The following is a 19662-nucleotide window of genomic DNA, read 5'->3' on the forward strand; positions in this document are numbered from 1 at the left end:
GCCGCGCGAGCGAACCCGGGCGGCGCCCGGCCCTCCTGGGGCTCCGCCCCAGACCCCGCGCCTCAAACGCCGGCGAGGCTGATTTGGCCGCGCCTCACACTCCCCCGGCTACCGCCGGCTGGTGCCCCCATGAGGCCGGATCGGCCGGCCCCGCAAAGGCCGGCGAGGCTGGATTCGCCAGCGCCTCAAGCGCCGGCGGGGCTGGATGTGGCCCGGGTCAGGTCCGGGTCACGGGGAGCGGCGGATGAGGAGGAGAGCGCGGTCGTCGTTGACGTCCTTGGCGACCTTTTCGATGAGGTGCCAGGCCGCCCCGTCCCAGCCGGCGGCGACGTAGCGGTCGGCTTCGCCCGTCAGGCGGTCGATGCCCTCGCTGATGTCGCGGTCCGCGGTTTCGACCAGGCCGTCCGTGAAGAGCATCAGGACGTCCCCGCGCCGCAGGTTCCCGCGGGCCGGGGTGAATTCGGCGCCGTCGTAGACGCCGAGCAACGGGCCCTCGCCGGAGACCTCCCGCCAGCGGCCGGTGCCCGCGGAGAGTTGCAGGGCGGGGAGGTGGCCCGCGGAGAGGAGTTCGTAGTCACCGGTCTCCAGGTCCAGGACGAGGTGGATGGAGGTGGCGAAGCCCTCCTCCCAGTCCTGGCGGAGCAGGTAGCCGTTGGCGGCCGGCAGGAAGCCGTGCGGCGGCAGCGCGCCCAGCAGGCCGCCGAAGGCCCCGGAGAGCAGCAGGGCGCGCGAGCCCGCCTCCATGCCCTTGCCGGAGACGTCGGTCAGGACGATCTCCAGGGTGCGCCCGCCGTTGGTGCGCGCGGCGACGACGAAGTCCCCCGAGAAGGACTGCCCGCCGGCCGGCCGCAGGGCCATCTCGCGGTGCCAGCCGCTCGGCAGGGGCGGCAGCTTGCTCTGTACCCGGATGCGTTCGCGCAGGTCGAACAGCATGGTGCCGCCGCGTCGCCACGGCACGCCGACCCGGCTGCGGAACTGGGCGATGACCAGCCCGAAGAACCCGCACGCCGCGACCACCAGCACAGTGCCGGGCGTGACCCGGGCGGGTCCCTCCGTGTAGGGGCCGAGAACCAGGGCCTCCACGATCAGGGCGACGGCGGAGGCGGCGTACAGGGCGAGCAGGCTGGCCGGCCGCAGCAGCAGACCGCCCGCCACGATCGGCAGGACGAGCGCCGACGGCGAGAACCAGACGGGCATCATCAGTGTGCCGAAGGCGATCGTGGGCACGGTGAGGAGCAGGCCCGCGAAGGCGAGCCAGTCGGAGGCGTCACCGCGGAAGTAGTCGACGGCGGATTTGCGCACGCCGGTGCGGGCCCGGTGCGACAGCATGCGCGTCCGGGCCATGAGCGTCTCGACACGTGCTCCGGCCATTGCTTCGGGACCCTATCCATCCTGGCCGCGCGTGCGCAGGGGTACCCCGGACCTGAGGCCCGCCGAGCGGCGAAATCGCCTCGACTGGACGGGAATGCCCTGGTAAGGATGCCCATATGGCTCTTGAGACGCGGGTATTGCAGGCTGATGAGTGGGATGTCTGGTACGACCACCTTGAACTGGCGTTCGGTGGTCTGACCGAGTCCCCCGAGGAACGCGAACTCTACAAGTCCCTCACCGAGTTGGAGCGTTCGCTCGGCGTGTGGGACGGCGAGGACTGCGTGGGTTCGGCGGGCGCGTTCAGCTTCCGACTGTCCGTGCCGGGCGGCCCCATCGTGCCCGCCGCGGGGGTCACCATGGTGGGCGTCGCGCCGACCCACCGCCGGCGCGGAGTGCTGACGTCGCTCATGCGCCGCCAATTGGACGACATCCGGGCGGGTGGTGAACCGCTCGCCGTGCTGACGGCCTCCGAGCCGGAGATCTACGGGCGGTTCGGTTACGGCACCGCCGCCTACGCGTTGGCCCTGGAGATCGACACCACTCGGGTACGGCTCTCCGTGCCGCCGGGGACGGACGGCATCCGGCTGCGCCTCGTGGACCCGGACAAGGCCCTGGCCGACTGTGAGCGGGTCTACGCCGAGCTGGTGGCCCGGCGGCCGGGGGCGCCCGCCCGGCAGCCGGGGTGGGAGCGGCAGGCGCTGCTGGACCCGGAGTCCGGACGCGCGGGCGCCTCGCCGCTCACGTGCGTGGTCGCCGAGGCGCCGGACGGCCAGGTCGTCGGGTACGCCCGATACCGGGTGAAGGCGGACTGGCAGCTCACCGGCGCGGCCAGCACGGTGGAGGTCGCCGACCTCGACGCGTCCGACCCGGCGGCGTACGCGGCGCTGTGGCGCTACGTCTGTGAGATCGACCTGACCTGGACCGTGCGGGCCGGCCGGCGCCCGGCGGACGATCCGGTGCTGCACCTGGTGAACGACGTACGGCGGTGCCGGCCGAACCCGCGCGACGCGCTGTACCTGCGGCTGGTGGACCTGGGGGCGGCCCTGGAGGCCCGGCGGTACGCGACGCAGCTGGACGTGGTCCTGGAGGTCGAGGACGCGTTCTGCCCGTGGAACGAGGGCCGGTGGCGGCTGCGCGTCGGGCCGGAGGGCGCGGCGTCCTGCGTGCGCAGCGCGGATCCGGTGGACCTGGAGCTGTCGGTACGGGAGTTGGGCTCGGCGTACCTGGGCGGGATCACGCTCACCTCGCTGGCCGGCGCCGGGCGGGTGCGCGAAGTGCGCCCCGGCGCGCTGACCCGGGCCTCGCGCGCGTTCGCCGGCGACGTGGCTCCCTGGCTCCCCCACGGGTTCTAGGCCGCCCCCGGCCGGTCCCCCGGCCGGTCCGCTAGCGGGCCTGACAGCCGGGGCACCAGAAGAGGTTGCGGGCGGCGAGACCGGCGGTGCGGATCTCGCCCCCGCAGATGTGACAGGGCATGTTCGCCCTCCGGTAGACGTACACCTCGCCGCCGTGGTCGTCGACCCTCGGCGGGCGCCCCATGGCCTCGGGGAGGTGCTCGTCGCGGACGGTGTCGATCCGGTTGTTCCGTACGCCCTCGCGCATGAGCACCACCAGGTCGGCCCAGATGGCGTCCCACTCGGCCCGCGTCAGGTCCTTGCCGGGCCGGTAGGGGTCGATGCCGTGCCGGAAGAGCACCTCGGCCCGGTAGACGTTGCCGACGCCCGCGACCACCTTCTGGTCCATGAGCAGCGCGGCGACGGTCGTACGGGAGCGGGAGATCCGCTTCCACGCACGGTCGGGGTCGTCGGCCGGGCGCAGCGGGTCGGGGCCGAGCCGTTCGTGTATCGCCTTCTTCTCGCCCTCGCCGAGCAGCGCGCAGGCGGTGGGCCCGCGCAGGTCGGCCCAGTGGTCCTCGTTGACCAGGCGCACCCGGACGGTGTCGGTGGCGGGCGGGGCCGGGGCGGGGCCGAAGCCGAGCTTGCCGAAGAGGCCGAGGTGGATGTGGAGCCAGGCGTCGCCGAGCTCCAGGAAGAGGTGCTTGCCGTGGGCCTCGGCGCTCTCCAGGGTGCGTCCGTCGAGCAGGGCGGCGCTCTCGGCGAACCGGCCCTGGGGGCTGCTCACCCGTACCGGGCGGCCGGCGAAGCGCGCGGTGTGGTCCTGGGCGAGGCGGTGGATCGTATGCCCCTCGGGCACGGCGAGGCTCCTGACGGCGACGAGCGGTGGGACGACGAGCGAACTGGCGCGAGCGAAAGGACGCGGGCGAAAAGGCGCGGCCGGTGAGGCGCGGGCCGTGTGGCGCGGACGGTGCACGGCGAAGCCGTGCCGCCGGTGGTGGTCCGGCGGCACGGCCCGGGTGGGACGGGGCGGATCAGCCCTGGGGGTGGTGGGCCGGGATCGGCGGCAGCTCGCCGGTGGTCTCGTATGCGGTGAGCATGTCGATGCGGCGGGTGTGGCGCTCCTCGCCGGAGTACGGGGTCGCCAGGAACGCCTCGATGAAGCTGACGGCCTCGTCCTGGGTGTGCATGCGCCCGCCGACGGAGATCACGTTGGCGTTGTTGTGCTCACGGCCGAGCTTCGCGGTCTCTACGCTCCAGGCCAGGATGGCGCGGACGCCCTTGACCTTGTTCGCGGCGATCTGCTCGCCGTTGCCGGAACCTCCGATGACGATGCCGAGGCCGTCGGCGTCGGCGGCGGTCTTCTCCGCGGCGCGCAGGCAGAACGGCGGGTAGTCGTCGACGGCGTCGTAGATGTGGGGCCCGCAGTCGACGGGCTCGTGGCCGTTGTTCTTGAGCCAGTCCACGAGGTGGTTCTTCAGCTCAAAGCCGGCATGGTCAGATCCGAGGTACACGCGCATGGGTCGAGTGTGGCACGGCCGGGCCCGAGTCCCGATGGAGGGTGCCGGGCGGAGTGTGGCATGGGTCACTCGGCAAGCTCAAATTATCCCCAACAACCCAGACGGGACGGGGCGGGACGAAGATCCCGGACTTTAGCCCCGGGCAACCTTCCGGAACGAGGTCTTCCGTCTGGCGTTCATCTCAGGTTTCAATGCCGGGACTCGCAACCCGAGAACCTAAGGAATCGTCCATGAGCTCCACGACGACCCTTCAGAAGGCAGGCGACCCCTCCGGCACCCCCGGCGACGCCAAGCCCTCCGATGGTCTGAAGGCCGGTCTCAAGAACCGCCACCTGTCCATGATCGCCATCGGCGGTGTCATCGGCGCAGGACTCTTCGTCGGCTCCGGCGGCGGCATCGCCAAGACCGGTCCCGCCATCCTCGTGTCGTACGCACTCGTCGGCGCGATGGTCGTCTTCGTGATGCGCATGCTCGGCGAGATGGCCGCCGCGAGCCCGAACTCGGGCTCCTTCTCCGCGTATGCCGACCGCGCGCTCGGTCGCTGGGCCGGTTTCTCGATCGGCTGGCTGTACTGGTTCTTCTGGGTCGTCGTCCTGGCCGTGGAGGCCACCGCCGGCGCGAAGATCCTCGAAGGCTGGATCCCGGCCGTCCCGCAGTGGGGCTGGGCCCTGATAGTGATGGCGGTCCTGACCGTCACCAACCTCGGCTCGGTCGCCTCCTACGGCGAGTTCGAGTTCTGGTTCGCGGGCATCAAGGTCGTCGCCATCGGCGCCTTCGTGATCGTCGGCATGCTCGCCGTCTTCGGCGTACTGCCGGGCTCGGACAACCCGGGCGCGGGCTTCGCGCACCTCACGGACGCCGGCGGGTTCATGCCCAACGGCTGGGGCTCGATCCTCACCGGTGTGCTGATGGTCGTCTTCTCGTTCATGGGCAGTGAGATCGTCACGCTGGCCGCCGGCGAGTCCGAGGACCCGCGCCGCGCGGTCACCAAGGCCACCAACTCGGTGATCTGGCGCATCGGCGTCTTCTACCTGGGCTCGATCTTCATCGTGCTGACCCTGCTGCCGTGGAACGACAAGTCGATCGTCGAGAAGGGCTCGTACGTCGCCGCCCTCGACTCGATCGGCATCGCGCACGCCGGTCAGATCATGAACGTGATCGTCCTGACGGCCGTGCTGTCCTGCCTGAACTCGGGCCTCTACACCGCTTCGCGCATGGCGTTCTCGCTCGGTGAGCGCGGTGACGCCCCGAAGGCGTTCGCCAAGGTGAGCAAGAACGGCGTGCCGACCGCCGCGATCCTGGGCTCCGTGGTCTTCGGCTTCCTCGCCGTGTACTTCAACTACGCCTTCCCGGACACGGTCTTCGACTTCCTGCTGAACTCCTCGGGTGCGATCGCGCTCTTCGTGTGGCTGGTCATCTGCCTGACCCAGCTGCGGATGCGCCGGATCCTGGAGCGCGAGTCGCCGGAGAAGCTGACCGTCAAGATGTGGCTGTTCCCGGGTCTGACCTGGATCACCGCCGGGATGATCACCTTCGTGCTGGCCTACATGGTCTACGACAAGGACAACCGCGAGACCGTGACGCTGTCGCTGCTGGTCGCGGCGGTCGTCCTGGTGATCGGCGCGGTCCGCGACTGGCGCCGCAAGGCGGCCGCCACCGCGTAGTCCTGGGACGCTTCCCGTGAAACAGCCCCGGACCACCGCTCGTGGTCCGGGGCTGTTTCGTACGCGCGTCCGGGCGCGGGGCCGGTCGGGCGCGGGGCTGGTCAGCCGCGGTCGAGGAGCTTCCAGGTGGTGGGCAGCAGGCCCATCGCCAGGGCCGCCTTCACGGCGTCGCCGATCAGGAACGGGGTCATGCCGCCCGCGACCGCCGCGCCGAAGGACATCCCGGTGGCGACGGCCAGGTACGGGACGCCCACCGCGTAGACGAGGGCCGAGCCGAGCACCATCGTGGCCGCCGTGCGCGGGACGGAGCGGTCGGCGCCGCGCCGGGCGAGGGCGCCGACGACGGTGGAGGCGAGCAGCATGCCGAGCACGTAGCCGAAGGTGGCGCCGCCCGCGCCCGAGGAACCGTGCGCGAACCACGGCACGCCGGCCATGCCGACGAGCGTGTAGAGCGTCATGGAGAGGAAGGAGCGGGCCGGCCCGAGCGCGGCGCCGATCAGCAGCGCGGCGAAGGTCTGGCCGGTGATCGGCACGATCAGGCCCGGCACCTTGACCGCGATCTGGGCGGCGATGCCCATGAGCGCGGCTCCGCCGACGACGAGCGCGACGTCGCGGACGCGGCTCGCGGGCAGCAGGTCGGCGAGGACGGCGCCGGGCCGGGAGGAGACGGAAGCAGTGCTCATCAGGGGACTCCGCAGAGGGGTGAACGGATGACGGGACGATCATCGACGTTAGTCCCGGGCCGGTCGCCGCCCCACCGCCGCCAGGGACAAGTCGTACTGCCCGGTTTGGTGGAGAGTAGACAAAGTCCCTCCATCACACCAGAGTTGCAGTGATCCCCATCACCACACACTAGAGACTTCACGTCCGTTTTGCGCAGACGGACGCCCTCCGGCGAGACTGTAGGGTCCCTCCAATCTGCGCGAATCCCCATCGCCACCAGGCCGAACGAGAGTACGAGCCCACCCTCATGCGCGACCGCCTGACCGACAAGCCCGCCCCCGAAACGGACGGGCTTCCCCCCGAACCCCTGAGCCACAGCCTCAAGCAGCGCCACCTGACCATGCTGGGCCTCGGCGGAGTGATCGGCGCCGGGCTGTTCGTCGGCTCCGGCGCCGGCGTCTCCATCGCCGGACCGGCGATCATCTGCTCGTACCTGCTCGCCGGTGTCCTCGCGATGCTGGTCATGCGGATGCTCGGCGAGATGTCGGCCGCGATGCCCGCGTCCGGCTCGTTCTCCGTCTACGCGGAGAAGGCGCTGGGGCGCTGGGCCGGTTTCTCGGCGGGGTGGCTGTACTGGTTCCTGCTCGTCGTGGTGCTCGCCGTGGAGGCGACCGGTGCCGCGAAGATCGCGAACGGCTGGGTGCCCTCGGTCGACCAGTGGGTCTGGGTGCTGGTCTTCATGGTGGTGTTCACCGTCACCAACCTGACCGCGGTGAAGAACTTCGGCGAGTTCGAGTTCTGGTTCGCGGCCCTGAAGGTCGGCGCCATCGTGCTGTTCCTGATCCTCGCCACGCTGGCGATCTTCGGCCTGCTGCCCGACACCGACCCCGTCGGCGTGCAGAACCTGAGGGGCCACGGCGGGTTCTTCCCCAAGGGGTTCGACGGTGTGGTCGCCGGCATGCTCGCGGTCGTCTTCGCCTTCGGCGGCCTGGAGGTCGTCACCATCGCGGCCGCCGAGTCCGACGACCCGGCGCGCTCCGTCGCGCGCGCGGTGCGCAGCGCGGTGTGGCGCATCCTCTTCTTCTACGTCGGCTCGATGCTGGTGATCGTCACCCTGCTGCCCTGGGACTCGCTGGAGCCGGGGCAGAGCCCGTACGTGGCCGTCCTCGACTCCATCGGCATCCCGTCGGCCGGTCAGATCATGCAGATCGTGGTGTTCGTGGCGCTGCTGTCCGCGCTGAACGCCAATCTCTACGGATCCTCCCGCATGGTCTTCTCGCTGGCCGAGCGGGGTGACGCGCCGAAGGGGCTGCTCAAGGTGTCCGGGGGCGGGGTGCCGCGCCGCGCGGTGTTCGCCTCGGTGGCGTTCGGGTTCGCGTCGGTGGTGCTGAACCTGCTGTGGCCGGACACGGTGTTCCTCTACATGCTCAACGCGGTGGGCGCGGTGCTGCTGTTCGTGTGGGCGCTGATCGCGGTCTCGCAGTTGCGGTTGCGCCGGCGGATCGAGCGGGAGATGCCGGAGCGGCTGACGCTGCCGATGTGGTGTTTCCCGTACCTCACCTGGGCGGCGCTGCTCGGCATGGCGGCCGTGCTGGTGCTGATGCTGTTCGACGACTCGGCGCGGCCGCAGTTGCTGTGGTCCTCCGGCGCGGCGGCGGTGGTGCTGGTCATCGCGGGCGTACGGGAACTGCGGGCCCGCCGGGCCTGAGCCGTCCCCCGGTTCCCGGGCGCGTCCCGTGCGACAGCACGGGGCGCGCCTTTCGCGTGCCCGGGGGAAGGCGGGCGGGCAAGGCGGACGGGCAAGGCAGGCGGGCCACCCTTACGTGTGCTCGGGAATAGATACTGTTACCGTGCAGTTGCGCATGGATTGCAATAAGCAGTTGGCACGCTGAGGGGACCGGATACACGCATGGCCATCTACACGCTTCCTGAGCTTCCGTACGACTACGCGGCACTTGAGCCGGTGATCAACCCGCAGATCATCGAGCTGCACCACGACAAGCACCACGCGGCCTACGTCGCCGGCGCCAACACCACGCTGGAGCAGCTGGCGGAGGCGCGCGACAAGGAGAACTGGGGCGCGCTCAACGGCCTGGAGAAGAACCTCGCGTTCCACCTTTCCGGCCACATCCTGCACAGCATCTACTGGCACAACATGGCCAGCCCCAAGACCGGCGAGGGCGGCGGCGAGCCCACTGCCGCCGACGGCCTGGGCGACCTGGCCGACGCGATCACCGAATCCTTCGGCTCCTTCGGCGCGTTCAAGAAGCAGCTGACCTTCGCGGCGTCCGCCACCCAGGGATCCGGCTGGGGCGTGCTCGCGTACGAGCCGATCAGCGGTCGGCTGATCGTCGAGCAGGTCTACGACCACCAGGGCAACGTCGGCCAGGCTTCGGTGCCGGTCCTCGTCTTCGACGCCTGGGAGCACGCGTTCTACCTCCAGTACAAGAACCAGAAGGTCGACTTCATCGAGGCGATGTGGAAGGTCGTCAACTGGCAGGACGTGGCCAAGCGCTACGCCGACGCCAAGGCCAACACCCCGCTGCTGATCCCCGCCAAGGGCTGATCGGCGCCACCGACCCGTCCGCCTCGTGATCGTCTTCTCAACCTTCACCGGCGGGCGTGTTCAGCGGAAGACCCCCGTGAGGACAGGACTCACGGGGGTCTTCTGTGCGCGGGATCATCCGCGGGGGGGCGCCCTACTCGAAGACGGGGCCCCGGGTGCGGGTGCGCTTGATCTCGTAGAAGCCCGGGGTGGACGCGACGAGCAGCGTGCCGTCCCACAGCCGGGCCGCGTCCTCGCCGCGCGGGGCCGGCGTCACGACCGGCCCGAAGAACGCCACCTCGTCGCCGTCGGCGCCGGGTACGGAGATCACCGGGGTGCCGACCTCCTGGCCGACGCGCTCGATGCCGTTGTTGTGCGAGGCGCGCAGCACCTCGTCGTACTCGTCGGAGTCGGCGTAGGCGAGCAGCTCTGCCGGGAGGCCGACCTCGGCCAGTGCCTCCGCGATCACCTCGCGGGTCGCGCCCTTGTCCTCGTTGTGGATGCGGGTGCCGAGGGCCGTGTAGAGCTTGCCGGTGACCTCGTCCCCGTGCTTCTGCTGGGCGGCTATGACCACGCGCACCGGCGCCCAGCCCTTGGGGCCGAGGATCTCGCGGTAGCGCTCGGGCAGCTCTTCGAGCTTGTTCTCGTTGAGGACGGCAAGGCTCATCACATGCCAACGGACCTCGATGTCGCGCACCTTCTCGACTTCGAGCATCCAGCGCGACGTCATCCACGCCCAAGGGCAGAGCGGGTCGAACCAGAAATCGACCGGGGTCTTCCCGCTCACCTGCGTGTCGGCCATGTCTCTCCTCACATCGTTCACCCGTGTACGGTCACCTGCCCAGTGGCCAACCAGCTCCGGGCCGCTCCCATTCCCCCCGTGCGAGGATTCGACGCAAGACCGCGATCACGCACGAAGGAGTGCACGTGCCCGGAGAGAACCTGTCCCGTGACGAGGCCCGCGAACGGGCCGAACTGCTGTCCGTCGAGGGGTACGAGGTGTCCCTCGACCTGAGGTCGGCGGTGGACGAGGCCGAACCCGCCGAGGGGCCGCGCACCTTCCGCTCGGTGACGACGATCCGCTTCCGGGCCGCGACTCCCGCCGCCGCCACGTTCGCCGACCTGATCGCCCCTTCGGTGAACGCGATCACCCTGAACGGGCGCGCCCTGGACCCGGCCGCCGTCTTCGACGGCTCGCGGATCGCCCTGGACGGTCTCGCCGCGGAGAACGTGCTGGTGGTCGACGCGAACTGCGCCTACAGCCGCACCGGTGAGGGCATGCACCGCTTCGTCGACCCCGAGGACGGCGAGGTCTACCTCTACACCCAGTACGAGCCGGCCGACGCCCGGCGGGTGTACGCGAACTTCGAGCAGCCGGACCTGAAGGCGCCCTACCGCTTCGAGGTCACCGCGCCCGAGGGCTGGCAGGTGTGGAGCAACGGGGTCGAGGAGTCCCGGGAGGGGCAGACCCGGCGGTTCGCCGAGACCGCCCCGATCTCGACGTACATCACCTGTGTGGTGGCGGGCCCCTACCACTACGTCACTGACACCTACACGCGCGGGGACCTGACGATCCCGCTCGGCGCGATGTGCCGCAAGGGCCTGGCGAAGCACTTCGACGCGGACGACGTCTTCCTCGTCACGAAGCAGGGCTTCGACCTGTTCCACGAGCTGTTCGACTACCCGTACCCGTTCGGCAAGTACGACCAGGCGTTCGTGCCGGAGTACAACCTGGGCGCGATGGAGAACCCGGGGATGGTGACGTTCCGGGAGGAGTACATCTTCCGCGGGAAGGTCACGCAGGCCTCGTACGAGCGGCGCGCGAACGTCATCCTGCACGAGATGGCCCACATGTGGTTCGGCGACCTGGTCACCATGAAGTGGTGGGACGACCTGTGGCTCAAGGAGTCCTTCGCCGACTTCATGGGCTCGTTCGCACTGGTCGAGGCGACCCGGTTCGACCAGGCGTGGGTGACCTTCGCCAACAACCGCAAGGCGTGGGCCTACCGGGCCGACCAGCTGCCCTCCACGCACCCGATCACGGCCGACATCCGTGACCTGGAGGCCGCGAAGCTGAACTTCGACGGCATCACCTACGCCAAGGGCGCGGCGGTGCTCAAGCAGCTCGTCGCGTACGTCGGGCGGGAGGCGTTCCTGGAGGGCGCGCGGCGCTACTTCAAGGCGCACGCCTACGGGAACACCACCTTGGACGACCTGCTGTCGGTGCTCGGGGAGGTCTCGGGCCGGGACATGCCGGCGTGGTCGCGGGCGTGGCTCCAGACGGCCGGCGTGAACGCGCTGACCCCGGCGGTGTCCTACGACGCCGACGGCAGGATCGCCGAACTCGCCGTGGTGCAGGAGGGCGACGCGCCGCGCCCGCACCGGGTCGCGGTGGGCCTGTACCGGCTGGAGGACGGCGCCCTCGTCCGGTACGCGCGGACCGAGGCGGACGTCGCCGGGGCGCGGACGAGCGTGGCGGATCTGGCCGGGCGGGAGCGGCCCGACCTGATCCTGGTCAACGACGACGACCTCACCTACTGCAAGATCCGCTTCGACGAGGGTTCGCTGGCGACGCTGCGCACGCATCTGGGCGACGTGCGGGATCCGCTGGCCCGGGCTCTGTGCTGGTCGGCGCTGTGGAACCTGACGCGCGACGCCCTGATGCCCGCCCGCGACTTCGTCTCCCTGGTCCTGTCCCACGCCGGGCGCGAGAGCGACCTGGGCGTGCTGCAGGTGCTGCACGCCCAGGCGCTGACGGCCGTCACCCACTACGCCGCGTCCGAGTGGCGCGAGCAGGGCGGGCGGGTGCTGTCGGCGGTCGCGCTGCAGGAACTGCGGTTCTCGGAGCCGGCGTCCGAGAACCAGCTGATCTGGGCCCGGTTCTTCGCGGCGGGCGCGACGACGGAGGGTGACTTCCAGTTGTTGCTGGGGCTGCTCGACGGTTCGGCGCGCATCGACGGTCTGGAGGTCGACCAGGAGCTGCGGTGGGACTTCCTGCTGCCGCTGGCCGCGCACGGGGCGGTGGACGAGGGCGTCCTGGCGGCGGAACTGGCGCGCGACGACACGGCGTCGGGGCGCCGCCACCACGTGCGGTGCCTGGCGGCCCGGCCGTCCGCGGCGGTGAAGGACCAGGCGTGGGCGGCGGTGGTGGAGTCGGACGCGCTGTCGAACGCGCTGGTCGAAGCCACGATCGCGGGGATGCAGCAGTCTTCGCAGCGGGCCCTGCTGGCGCCCTACACCGGCCGGTACTTCGAGGCGATCGAGCGGGTGTGGGAGCAGCGATCGATCCAGATCGGGATGGACGTGGTGAAGGGCCTGTACCCGGCCCTTCAGGACTCGCGGGCCACGCTGGACGCGACGGACGCGTGGCTGGCCGCGCACGAATCGGCCGCGCCGGCGCTTCGGCGGCTGGTGATCGAGTCCCGCGACGACCTGGCCCGCGCGCTGCGCGCGCAGGACTGTGACGCGCGCGCCGGCACGGCGGCCACCGTCGGATAGGGGCCCCGTGCGCTTCCCGCCCGGACCGGGTCGACAAGGCTTCTGGCCCGGGCGGGTCCGGGCGGGTCCGGGCGGGATGCGAACGGCGGTATCGGCTTTCGAACGGCCGTACTTTAGTGCGGGCTTGTCCCGATTTGTCGACGGGACTGTAACAGGGGTTAGCGGGCCCCCGCCGCGCGGGAATCTCCGCGTCATGAACCACAACACGCCCCTCCCCCTCACTCACCTCACCGGCAGCCGCCCCCGCGTGCTGACGCTCGCGCAGCTCCGCGAGCACGGCGTGAGCGCCTCCGACGCCGCCGGCCGGGCCTGGCAGCAGATCCTGCCCGGGGTGTTCCTGCTCCACTCCGGCCCCGCGACCAGCGAGGAGCGGCTGCACGCCGCGCTGTTGTACGCCGGGCGCCGCGCCGACGACGACGCGATGATCACCGGGCTGGCCGCCCTCGCGCTGTACCGGTTCGGCGCGGCCCCCGCGCTCACGGCGCTCTCGCACATCGACGTGCTCGTCTCCAACACCCGCCGGCTCCGCTCCACCGGGGGCGTCAGGATCATCCGCGCGCAGACCCCGCCCCGGCCGGCGGAGGTGACCGGCCTGCCCGTCGCCCCCGTGGCCCGCGCCGTCGCCGACGCCGTCGGCCGGCTCTCCGACGCGGGCGTGGTACGTCGTCTCCTGAGCGAGGCCGTGCGCGCCGGACACTGTGAACCCGCCGCATTGGTACGCGAGTTGACGGTGGCCCGGCTGCTGAACCGGCCGCACGTGGTCGATGCCGTCGAGTCCCTGCTGGCCGAGGGCCGGGCCATCGCCGAGGACCGGCTGTACCAGCTCGTACGGGGCTACGAGCTTCCGGAGCCGGTCTGGAACGTGGACCTGCGCCTGCCCGGCGGCCCCCACCTCGGCGGGGTCGACGCGTTCTGGCCCGAGCACGCGGTGGCCGTCGAGATCGACACCCGGGCGCCCCGCCAGGGCCAGGACGAGCAGTGGTCGGAGGCCGTGCGCAAGCGGGACGCGCTGGAGCGGCTCGGGGTGACCGTCATCCACATCACCCCGCGCAAGCTCCGCGACTGGCCCGAACAGCAGGCCGCGGTCGTCCGGACCGCCCTGACGGCCTCCGACGACCGCGAACCCGCCGCCTATCTGGTCGTACTGCCCCGGTGAACCGGGAGCGTCGGGCCGGCCGGGCAGAGCGGGGGGCGCCCCGGTGACTCACGTCGACCCCGTCGCGCCCGGCGGTGGTGGCGACGAAGGTGTCGGCGGCCCCCACCGCCCGCTCCCGGTCCGGGGTGAGCACGCCCCCGCGACTCAGGACACCGCCCCCCGCCGCTCCCATACCGGCGGTTGCCGCTTCCGGAGGCACTGCGGGCAGTTGGCGAAGACCTGCTCGGCCGCCACCGCGAAGGCGCACCGAGTGGCCCTCCAGGGTCCCGTTGAGCCGGGGCACCTAACTTTCTAAGCGCCAGTCAGAGGTTATAAGACTCGGCGGCAACCGGTCACGTACGCTTGACGGGTTAGCCGAGGCGCGGGAGACGGCCGCGGATCGACCAAGGAGGCGTGTGATGACGACCCAGAGCCCCGCGGATCGGCGTCCACTGACCGGCGAGCCGGTCTCCCTCGACCTGCTGAACACGCGCTGGATGTCGGACGGCGAGATCGCCGACCTGTTCGGGGGCGCCTTCGGACTGACCCGCGTCGAGGGGCTCGCCGTGTGGCTGGAGAGCACCGGCCTGGCCGACCGCTTCCGCGCCGACGCCCCGACCCTGGTGCACCTGCTGACCGCCCGCGAGTCGCTGGCCCGCGCCGTGGCGGACCCGACCGACGCGAGCGCACGCGCACTGGTCGACGCGGTGCTGGAACACGGCCGGATCCGGGCCACGCTCACGGCCGAAGGGCCGGGCGAGCGGGCCGAGTTCGCCGATCCCGCCTGGGGGCCGGCCTGGATCGCGGCGCGCGACTACCTGGAACTGCTGGGCTCCGCGCCGGACCGCATCCGCAAGTGCGCCTCCGAGACCTGCGTGTTGCACTTCCACGACACCTCGCGCAACGGCACCCGGCGCTGGTGCTCCATGGCCGCCTGCGGAAACCGGGCGAAGGCATCACGACACTACGCGCGCACGCGCGAGCGCTGAACGGGCGAAAGTTGTCACACCCGCGGCGCGTCCGGACGCCCGTGTCGGCCTGACACGCCGTCGCAAAGTCGCTAAATCCACTCGCCGACCTCCGCGAGTCGCCCCCCTATGCCCCGGTGCGTCCCAACTGGCACATGGTCCACGGTGGCGAGAGTCCGCCATGTCAGGTCTCGGTCAATGACATGTCTCCCCAAACACTGGTCACTTGCGCAAGGCTGACCGGTCATCCGGCACCGAAATCCGGACCGTATCTTTCACTTAGCCAGGGATGCTGATGACCCTCGAATCCCCCAGCTCCATATCCGGGGCAATACCGGCCTCCAGGCGCGTCGCCCGCGTCGCGGCGGCCGCCGGCCTGGTGGCCGCGCTCTGCGCGTCCGGGGCGATGCCCGTCTTCGCCGCGACGGGAGCCACCGACCCGGGGGCCCCGGCAGCGGTCAAGTCCGCGGACCAGAAGCTCGGTTCGTCCGACGCGGAGCTGCTCCAGGACGCCAAGGCCAAGGGTGACGCGACCGTCACCGTCATGGTGGCCACCGCGCCCGGCCAGACCAAGCAGGTCGCCGACCAGCTCGGCGCCGTCCAGGGCGCTTCGGTGGGCCAGACGAACGACAAGCTCGGCTACGTGCGCGCCACGCTGCCCACCGGTAAGGCCGAGGCCGCGCTGAAGGCGGCCGGCAAGCTTTCCTCGGTCCACGCCATGGACCTCAAGCACGAGATCCAGCTGCCGGACCCGCGGCCGGACTCGGGCAAGGACGCGGGTGCGAGCAACAGGACCGCGGCCGAGACCTACCCCGGCCCGGGCAAGGACACCCCCGCGAAGAACCCGTACAACCCGTCCTTCGAGACGGGCGCGGTGGACTTCGTCGCCAAGAACCCGCAGGCCGACGGCCGCGGCGTGACCATCGGCATCCTGGACTCCGGCGTCGACCTCGGTCACCCGGCGCTGCAGAAGACCACCACCGGCGAGCGCAAGATCGTCGACTGGGTCACCGCGACCGACCCGATCACGGACAACGACGCCACCTGGCGCGCCCAGATCACCCCGGTCTCCGGCGCCTCCTTCACCGCCGGCGGTCAGAGCTGGAAGGCCCCCGAGGGCTCCTTCCAGTTCAGCCGCTTCAGCGAGTCGATCACCGCGACCGGTGACGAGAAGGGTGACGTCAACCGCGACGGGGACACGACCGACAAGTTCGGCATGCTCTACGACCCGGTCGCCGGCACCGTCCGCGTCGACACCGACCAGGACAACGACTTCACGAACAACGAGCCGATGAAGCCGTACAAGGACGGCTACCAGATCGGCTACTTCGGCACGGACAACCCGGCGACCGACGTCGTCGAGCGGGTCCCCTTCGTGATCCAGATCCGCAAGGACGTCCCGATGGACCCGCTGGGTGGTGACTGGGTCGGCAAGAAGGCCGACTTCGTCAACATCGGCATCATCGAGTCCGAGCACGGCACGCACGTCGCGGGCATCACCGCCGCCAACAGCCTCTTCGGCGGCAAGATGAACGGCGAGGCGCCCGGCGCCAAGATCGTCTCCTCGCGCGCCTGCTCCTGGTCCGGCGGCTGCACCAACGTCGCGCTGACCGAGGGCATGATCGACCTGGTCGCCAACCGCGGCGTGGACATCGTCAACATGTCCATCGGCGGTCTGCCGGCGCTCAACGACGGCAACAACGCGCGCGCCGAGCTCTACAAGAACCTGATCGACACCTACGGCGTCCAGCTGGTCATCTCGGCCGGCAACGAGGGCCCCGGCCTCAACACGATCGGCGACCCCGGCCTCGCGGACAAGGTCATCTCCGTGGGCGCGGCGGTCTCGAAGGAGACCTGGGCCGCCAACTACGGCTCCGGCGTGACCAAGAAGTACAACATGTTCCCCTTCTCCTCGCGCGGTCCGCGCGAGGACGGCGGGTTCACGCCGACCATCACCGCCCCCGGCGCGGCCATCAACACCACGCAGACCTGGCTGCCCGGTTCCCCGGTGAAGGAGGCCGGCTACAACCTGCCGGCCGGCTACTCCATGCTGCAGGGCACCTCGATGTCCTCGCCGCAGGCGACGGGCGCCAGCGCCCTGCTCCTCTCGGCGGCCAAGCAGCAGCACATCGCCGTGACCCCGGCGAACCTGCGCGTGGCGCTCACCAGCACCGCGAAGAAGATCGACGACGTCCCGGCGCACGCCCAGGGCTCGGGTCTGATCAACATCCCCGCCGCGTGGGAGTCGATCCAGCGCGGCGCGAAGGCCAACGAGTTCACCGTCAAGGCCCCGGTCGACACCGCGATCGACCAGTTCCTGAAGACCCCGGGCTTCGGCACCGGCCTCTACGACCGCGAGGGCGGCCTGAAGGTCGGCCAGAAGAAGGTCTACGACGTCGTCGTCACCCGCACCACCGGCGTCAAGTACGGCACCCGGCACAACCTGAGCTGGCGCAACAACGACGGCACCTTCAAGGTGGTCGGCGGCTACGACTACGTCACCCTGCCGCTGAACAAGCCCGTCACCATCAAGGTCGAGGCCAACGTCAAGTCGGCCGGCGTCCACAGCGGCATCCTGCAGCTGGACGACGAGACCACCGAGGGCATCGACAAGCAGATCCTCGCCACGGTCGTCGCGTCGGCCCCGCTGACGCAGCCGTCGTTCGCGCAGTCGGACACCTCCTCGGTGCAGCGCAACAGCCACAAGTCGTACTTCGTGACGGTCCCGCAGGGCGCCAAGACCCTTGAGGTCGCCCTGGGCGGTCTCGCCGCGGGCAGCCAGACGCGCTTCATCTCGATCCACCCGTACGGTGTGGGCGTCGAGGACAGCGCGACGACCCAGTGCTACCCGAACTACGACAACCCGGCGAACAAGTGCCGCCCCGACCTGCGCTCCTACGCCGACCCGACCCCGGGCGTCTGGGAGATCGAGGTCGAGGCGCGCCGTACGTCGCCGCTGCTCGACAACCCGTTCAAGCTGGACGTCTCGGTCCTCGGCGCCTCCTTCGACCCCGCGGTCAAGGTGCTCCCCGAGGTCAAGCAGGGCACCCCGGCGCCCGTCCAGTGGAGCATCAAGAACGCGGGCGCGGCCATCTCCGGCGGCAAGCTCCAGGGCGGCCCGCTCGGCTCCGCGAAGGTCGCCAAGCCGACCATCGCCGCCGGCGAGACCCAGACCACCGAGGTCACGGTCGGCGAGGGCGTCTCGCGCCTCGACGTCGCGATCGGCAAGGTCTCCGACGCCGCCGCCGACCTCGACCTCGAGGTCTACAAGGACGGCGTCAAGGTCGGCTCCTCCGCCGACGGCGACTCCGAGGAGGCCGTGAGCCTGCCCAACCCGGCCGCGGGCACCTACACCGTCAAGGTGATCGGCTACGCCGTCCCGTCCGGCAGCACCACGTACGACTACCGCGACGTGTACTTCTCGTCCGCCCTGGGCTCCGTCCAGGTCGACGAGGCCGCCGCGGTGAACCTCGCCACCGGCGCGAGCGCGCAGGTCTCGGCGAACGTCCTGGTCAACAGCGCGGCCCCGGAGGGTCGGCAGTTCTTCGGCCAGGTCCAGCTGCTCAACGGCCGCGGCACCGCCGCGGGCACCGGCAGCGTGCAGATCGAGAAGGTCCTGCCGTAGTCCCGGCACAGACCGGCGCGGTACGCACGAAACCCGAGGGGCGGTGCTCGATCGAGCGCCGCCCCTCGGGGCGTTTCTCCCCGGGAAGCCGACACGCCCCGCTGACCAGGTAAAACGTTTCCCCGCGAGCGCGCCGACACGCCCGTCCCGGGCCCGCCCGGGGCGGGCGTCGCCGGAACACCGTCCGGTCCTCGGACAATGGATTGGACAAGGCTCGTGGGGTCGAACGCATGATGGCCTTACGCGCGCCCGCGTCGAAGCACACATGAGGGAGTCACCGTGAGGGTCGGAATCGTCGGAGCCACCGGACAGGTCGGCGGAGTCATGCGCGGCATCCTCGCCGAACGGAAGTTCCCGGTGGACGAGCTGCGGCTGTTCGCCTCGGCCCGGTCGGCCGGTTCGACCCTGGAGTGGGAGGGCCGCGAGATCACCATCGAGGACGCGTCCACGGCCGACTACTGCGGCCTGGACATCGTGCTCTTCTCCGCCGGTGGCGCCACGTCCAAGGCGCTCGCGGAGAAGGTCGCCGCGCAGGGCGCCGTCGTGATCGACAACTCCTCGGCCTGGCGTCGTGACCCGGAGGTCCCCCTCGTCGTCTCCGAGGTGAACCCGCACGCGATCAAGAACCGCCCCAAGGGCATCATCGCCAACCCGAACTGCACCACCATGGCCGCGATGCCGGTCCTGCGCCCGCTGCACGACGAGGCCGGCCTGACCGCGCTGATCGCCACCACCTACCAGGCCGTCTCCGGCTCGGGCCTGGCGGGCGTCGCCGAGCTCGACGGCCAGGTCAAGGCCGTGGCCGGCGAGGCCACCGCGCTCGTCCACGACGGCGAGGCCGTCGAGTACCCCGAGCCCGGCGTCTACAAGCGGCCCATCGCCTTCAACGTGCTGCCCCTGGCCGGCTCGATCGTGGACGACGGCTCCTTCGAGACCGACGAGGAGCAGAAGCTCCGCAACGAGTCCCGCAAGATCCTGGAGATCCCCGAGCTGAAGGTCTCCGGCACCTGCGTGCGCGTACCGGTCTTCTCCGGCCACTCGCTCCAGGTCAACGCCCGCTTCGCGCGTCCGCTGAGCGTGGAGCGCGCCTACGAGCTGCTGGGGGACGCGCCGGGCGTCGAGCTCTCCGAGATCCCGACCCCGCTCCAGGCGGCCGGCAAGGACGCCTCGTACGTCGGCCGCATCCGCGTGGACGAGACGGTCGAGAACGGCCTGGCGCTGTTCCTCTCGAACGACAACCTGCGCAAGGGCGCCGCGCTGAACGCGGTCCAGATCGCCGAGCTGGTCGCCGAGGAGCTGCGCCAGGGCTGATCCGCCCCGACCCGCACGCTCCGAAGGGCGG

Annotated in this window: 14 protein-coding genes; 9 read left to right on the plus strand and 5 right to left on the minus strand. The window is 70.9% G+C overall.

Annotated elements, in window-relative coordinates; translation table 11 throughout:
* Positions 1-228: 228 nt before the first annotated feature.
* Positions 229-1371, minus strand: a complete 1143-nt coding sequence (locus ABZ934_RS10370) for a PP2C family protein-serine/threonine phosphatase (protein WP_361311033.1) — start codon at positions 1369-1371, stop codon at positions 229-231.
* Positions 1372-1487: 116 nt separating this feature from the next.
* Here ABZ934_RS10370 and ABZ934_RS10375 point away from each other — a divergent pair, with 116 nt between their 5' ends.
* A complete protein-coding gene (locus ABZ934_RS10375; protein ID WP_361311036.1) occupies positions 1488-2723 on the plus strand; it encodes a GNAT family N-acetyltransferase in 1236 nt (411 codons plus the stop codon).
* A 31-nt stretch (positions 2724-2754) separates the two neighbouring features.
* Here the strand turns inward: ABZ934_RS10375 and ABZ934_RS10380 are convergent, their stop codons facing one another.
* Together ABZ934_RS10380 and ABZ934_RS10385 are read right to left on the minus strand one after the other, a co-directional pair.
* Positions 2755-3561 (minus strand): DNA-formamidopyrimidine glycosylase family protein, encoded by an 807-nt coding sequence (locus ABZ934_RS10380; RefSeq protein WP_361311038.1) that lies wholly within the window; start codon positions 3559-3561, stop codon positions 2755-2757.
* 175 nt (positions 3562-3736) lie between these two features.
* Positions 3737-4222, minus strand: a complete 486-nt coding sequence (locus ABZ934_RS10385) for a ribose-5-phosphate isomerase (RefSeq protein ID WP_361311040.1) — start codon at positions 4220-4222, stop codon at positions 3737-3739.
* 230 nt (positions 4223-4452) lie between these two features.
* On the opposite strand from ABZ934_RS10385, the gene ABZ934_RS10390 reads away from it, so the two are divergent.
* Complete coding sequence (locus ABZ934_RS10390; protein WP_361311042.1) at positions 4453-5886, plus strand: amino acid permease; 1434 nt, start codon at positions 4453-4455, stop codon at positions 5884-5886.
* A gap of 101 nt (positions 5887-5987) precedes the next feature.
* Here ABZ934_RS10390 and ABZ934_RS10395 read toward each other — a convergent pair whose 3' ends face one another.
* Entirely contained in the window at positions 5988-6569 is a 582-nt protein-coding gene (locus tag ABZ934_RS10395) for a biotin transporter BioY (RefSeq protein ID WP_361311044.1), read from the minus strand.
* 287 nt (positions 6570-6856) lie between these two features.
* Here ABZ934_RS10395 and ABZ934_RS10400 point away from each other — a divergent pair, with 287 nt between their 5' ends.
* Complete coding sequence (locus tag ABZ934_RS10400; protein ID WP_361311046.1) at positions 6857-8257, plus strand: amino acid permease; 1401 nt, start codon at positions 6857-6859, stop codon at positions 8255-8257.
* 201 nt (positions 8258-8458) lie between these two features.
* On the plus strand, positions 8459-9115 hold the full coding sequence (locus ABZ934_RS10405; protein WP_361311048.1) for a superoxide dismutase: 657 nt from the start codon (positions 8459-8461) through the stop codon (positions 9113-9115).
* 133 nt (positions 9116-9248) lie between these two features.
* On the opposite strand, the gene ABZ934_RS10410 is transcribed toward ABZ934_RS10405, so the two are convergent.
* Complete coding sequence (locus tag ABZ934_RS10410) at positions 9249-9896, minus strand: DsbA family protein (RefSeq protein WP_361311050.1); 648 nt, start codon at positions 9894-9896, stop codon at positions 9249-9251.
* 125 nt (positions 9897-10021) lie between these two features.
* On the opposite strand from ABZ934_RS10410, the gene pepN reads away from it, so the two are divergent.
* The 5 genes from pepN to ABZ934_RS10435 all read left to right on the plus strand — a co-directional run bounded on the left by pepN (position 10022) and on the right by ABZ934_RS10435 (position 19631).
* A complete protein-coding gene (pepN, locus tag ABZ934_RS10415) occupies positions 10022-12592 on the plus strand; it encodes an aminopeptidase N (protein ID WP_361311052.1) in 2571 nt (856 codons plus the stop codon).
* 193 nt (positions 12593-12785) lie between these two features.
* On the plus strand, positions 12786-13748 hold the full coding sequence (locus tag ABZ934_RS10420) for a hypothetical protein (protein ID WP_361311055.1): 963 nt from the start codon (positions 12786-12788) through the stop codon (positions 13746-13748).
* A 398-nt stretch (positions 13749-14146) separates the two neighbouring features.
* Positions 14147-14716, plus strand: coding sequence for a CGNR zinc finger domain-containing protein (locus ABZ934_RS10425; RefSeq protein ID WP_361311058.1), 570 nt, complete (start codon positions 14147-14149; stop codon positions 14714-14716).
* A 274-nt stretch (positions 14717-14990) separates the two neighbouring features.
* Positions 14991-18320: a S8 family serine peptidase gene (locus ABZ934_RS10430; RefSeq protein WP_361311060.1), complete on the plus strand. Its 3330-nt coding sequence runs from the start codon at positions 14991-14993 to the stop codon at positions 18318-18320.
* Positions 18321-18599: 279 nt separating this feature from the next.
* Positions 18600-19631 carry an aspartate-semialdehyde dehydrogenase gene (locus tag ABZ934_RS10435; RefSeq protein ID WP_361311062.1) on the plus strand — a complete coding sequence of 344 codons (1032 nt, stop codon included), beginning with the start codon at positions 18600-18602 and terminating at the stop codon, positions 19629-19631.
* The last annotated feature ends 31 nt before the right edge of the window (positions 19632-19662 follow it).

This window comes from Streptomyces sp. NPDC046557, from assembly GCF_040645975.1.
Taxonomy (GTDB): Bacteria; Actinomycetota; Actinomycetes; order Streptomycetales; family Streptomycetaceae; genus Streptomyces.

Bases quoted from the DNA above. Each gene is read 5' to 3' on its own strand.
- ABZ934_RS10370 (WP_361311033.1), bottom strand. From the start codon at position 1,371: ATGGCCGGAGCACGTGTCGAGACGCTCATGGCCCGGACGCGCATGCTG.
- ABZ934_RS10375 (WP_361311036.1), top strand. From the start codon at position 1,488: ATGGCTCTTGAGACGCGGGTATTGCAGGCTGATGAGTGGGATGTCTGG.
- ABZ934_RS10385 (WP_361311040.1), bottom strand. From the start codon at position 4,222: ATGCGCGTGTACCTCGGATCTGACCATGCCGGCTTTGAGCTGAAGAAC.
- ABZ934_RS10390 (WP_361311042.1), top strand. From the start codon at position 4,453: ATGAGCTCCACGACGACCCTTCAGAAGGCAGGCGACCCCTCCGGCACC.
- ABZ934_RS10395 (WP_361311044.1), bottom strand. From the start codon at position 6,569: ATGAGCACTGCTTCCGTCTCCTCCCGGCCCGGCGCCGTCCTCGCCGAC.
- ABZ934_RS10400 (WP_361311046.1), top strand. From the start codon at position 6,857: ATGCGCGACCGCCTGACCGACAAGCCCGCCCCCGAAACGGACGGGCTT.
- ABZ934_RS10405 (WP_361311048.1), top strand. From the start codon at position 8,459: ATGGCCATCTACACGCTTCCTGAGCTTCCGTACGACTACGCGGCACTT.
- ABZ934_RS10410 (WP_361311050.1), bottom strand. From the start codon at position 9,896: ATGGCCGACACGCAGGTGAGCGGGAAGACCCCGGTCGATTTCTGGTTC.
- ABZ934_RS10420 (WP_361311055.1), top strand. From the start codon at position 12,786: ATGAACCACAACACGCCCCTCCCCCTCACTCACCTCACCGGCAGCCGC.
- ABZ934_RS10425 (WP_361311058.1), top strand. From the start codon at position 14,147: ATGACGACCCAGAGCCCCGCGGATCGGCGTCCACTGACCGGCGAGCCG.
- ABZ934_RS10430 (WP_361311060.1), top strand. From the start codon at position 14,991: ATGACCCTCGAATCCCCCAGCTCCATATCCGGGGCAATACCGGCCTCC.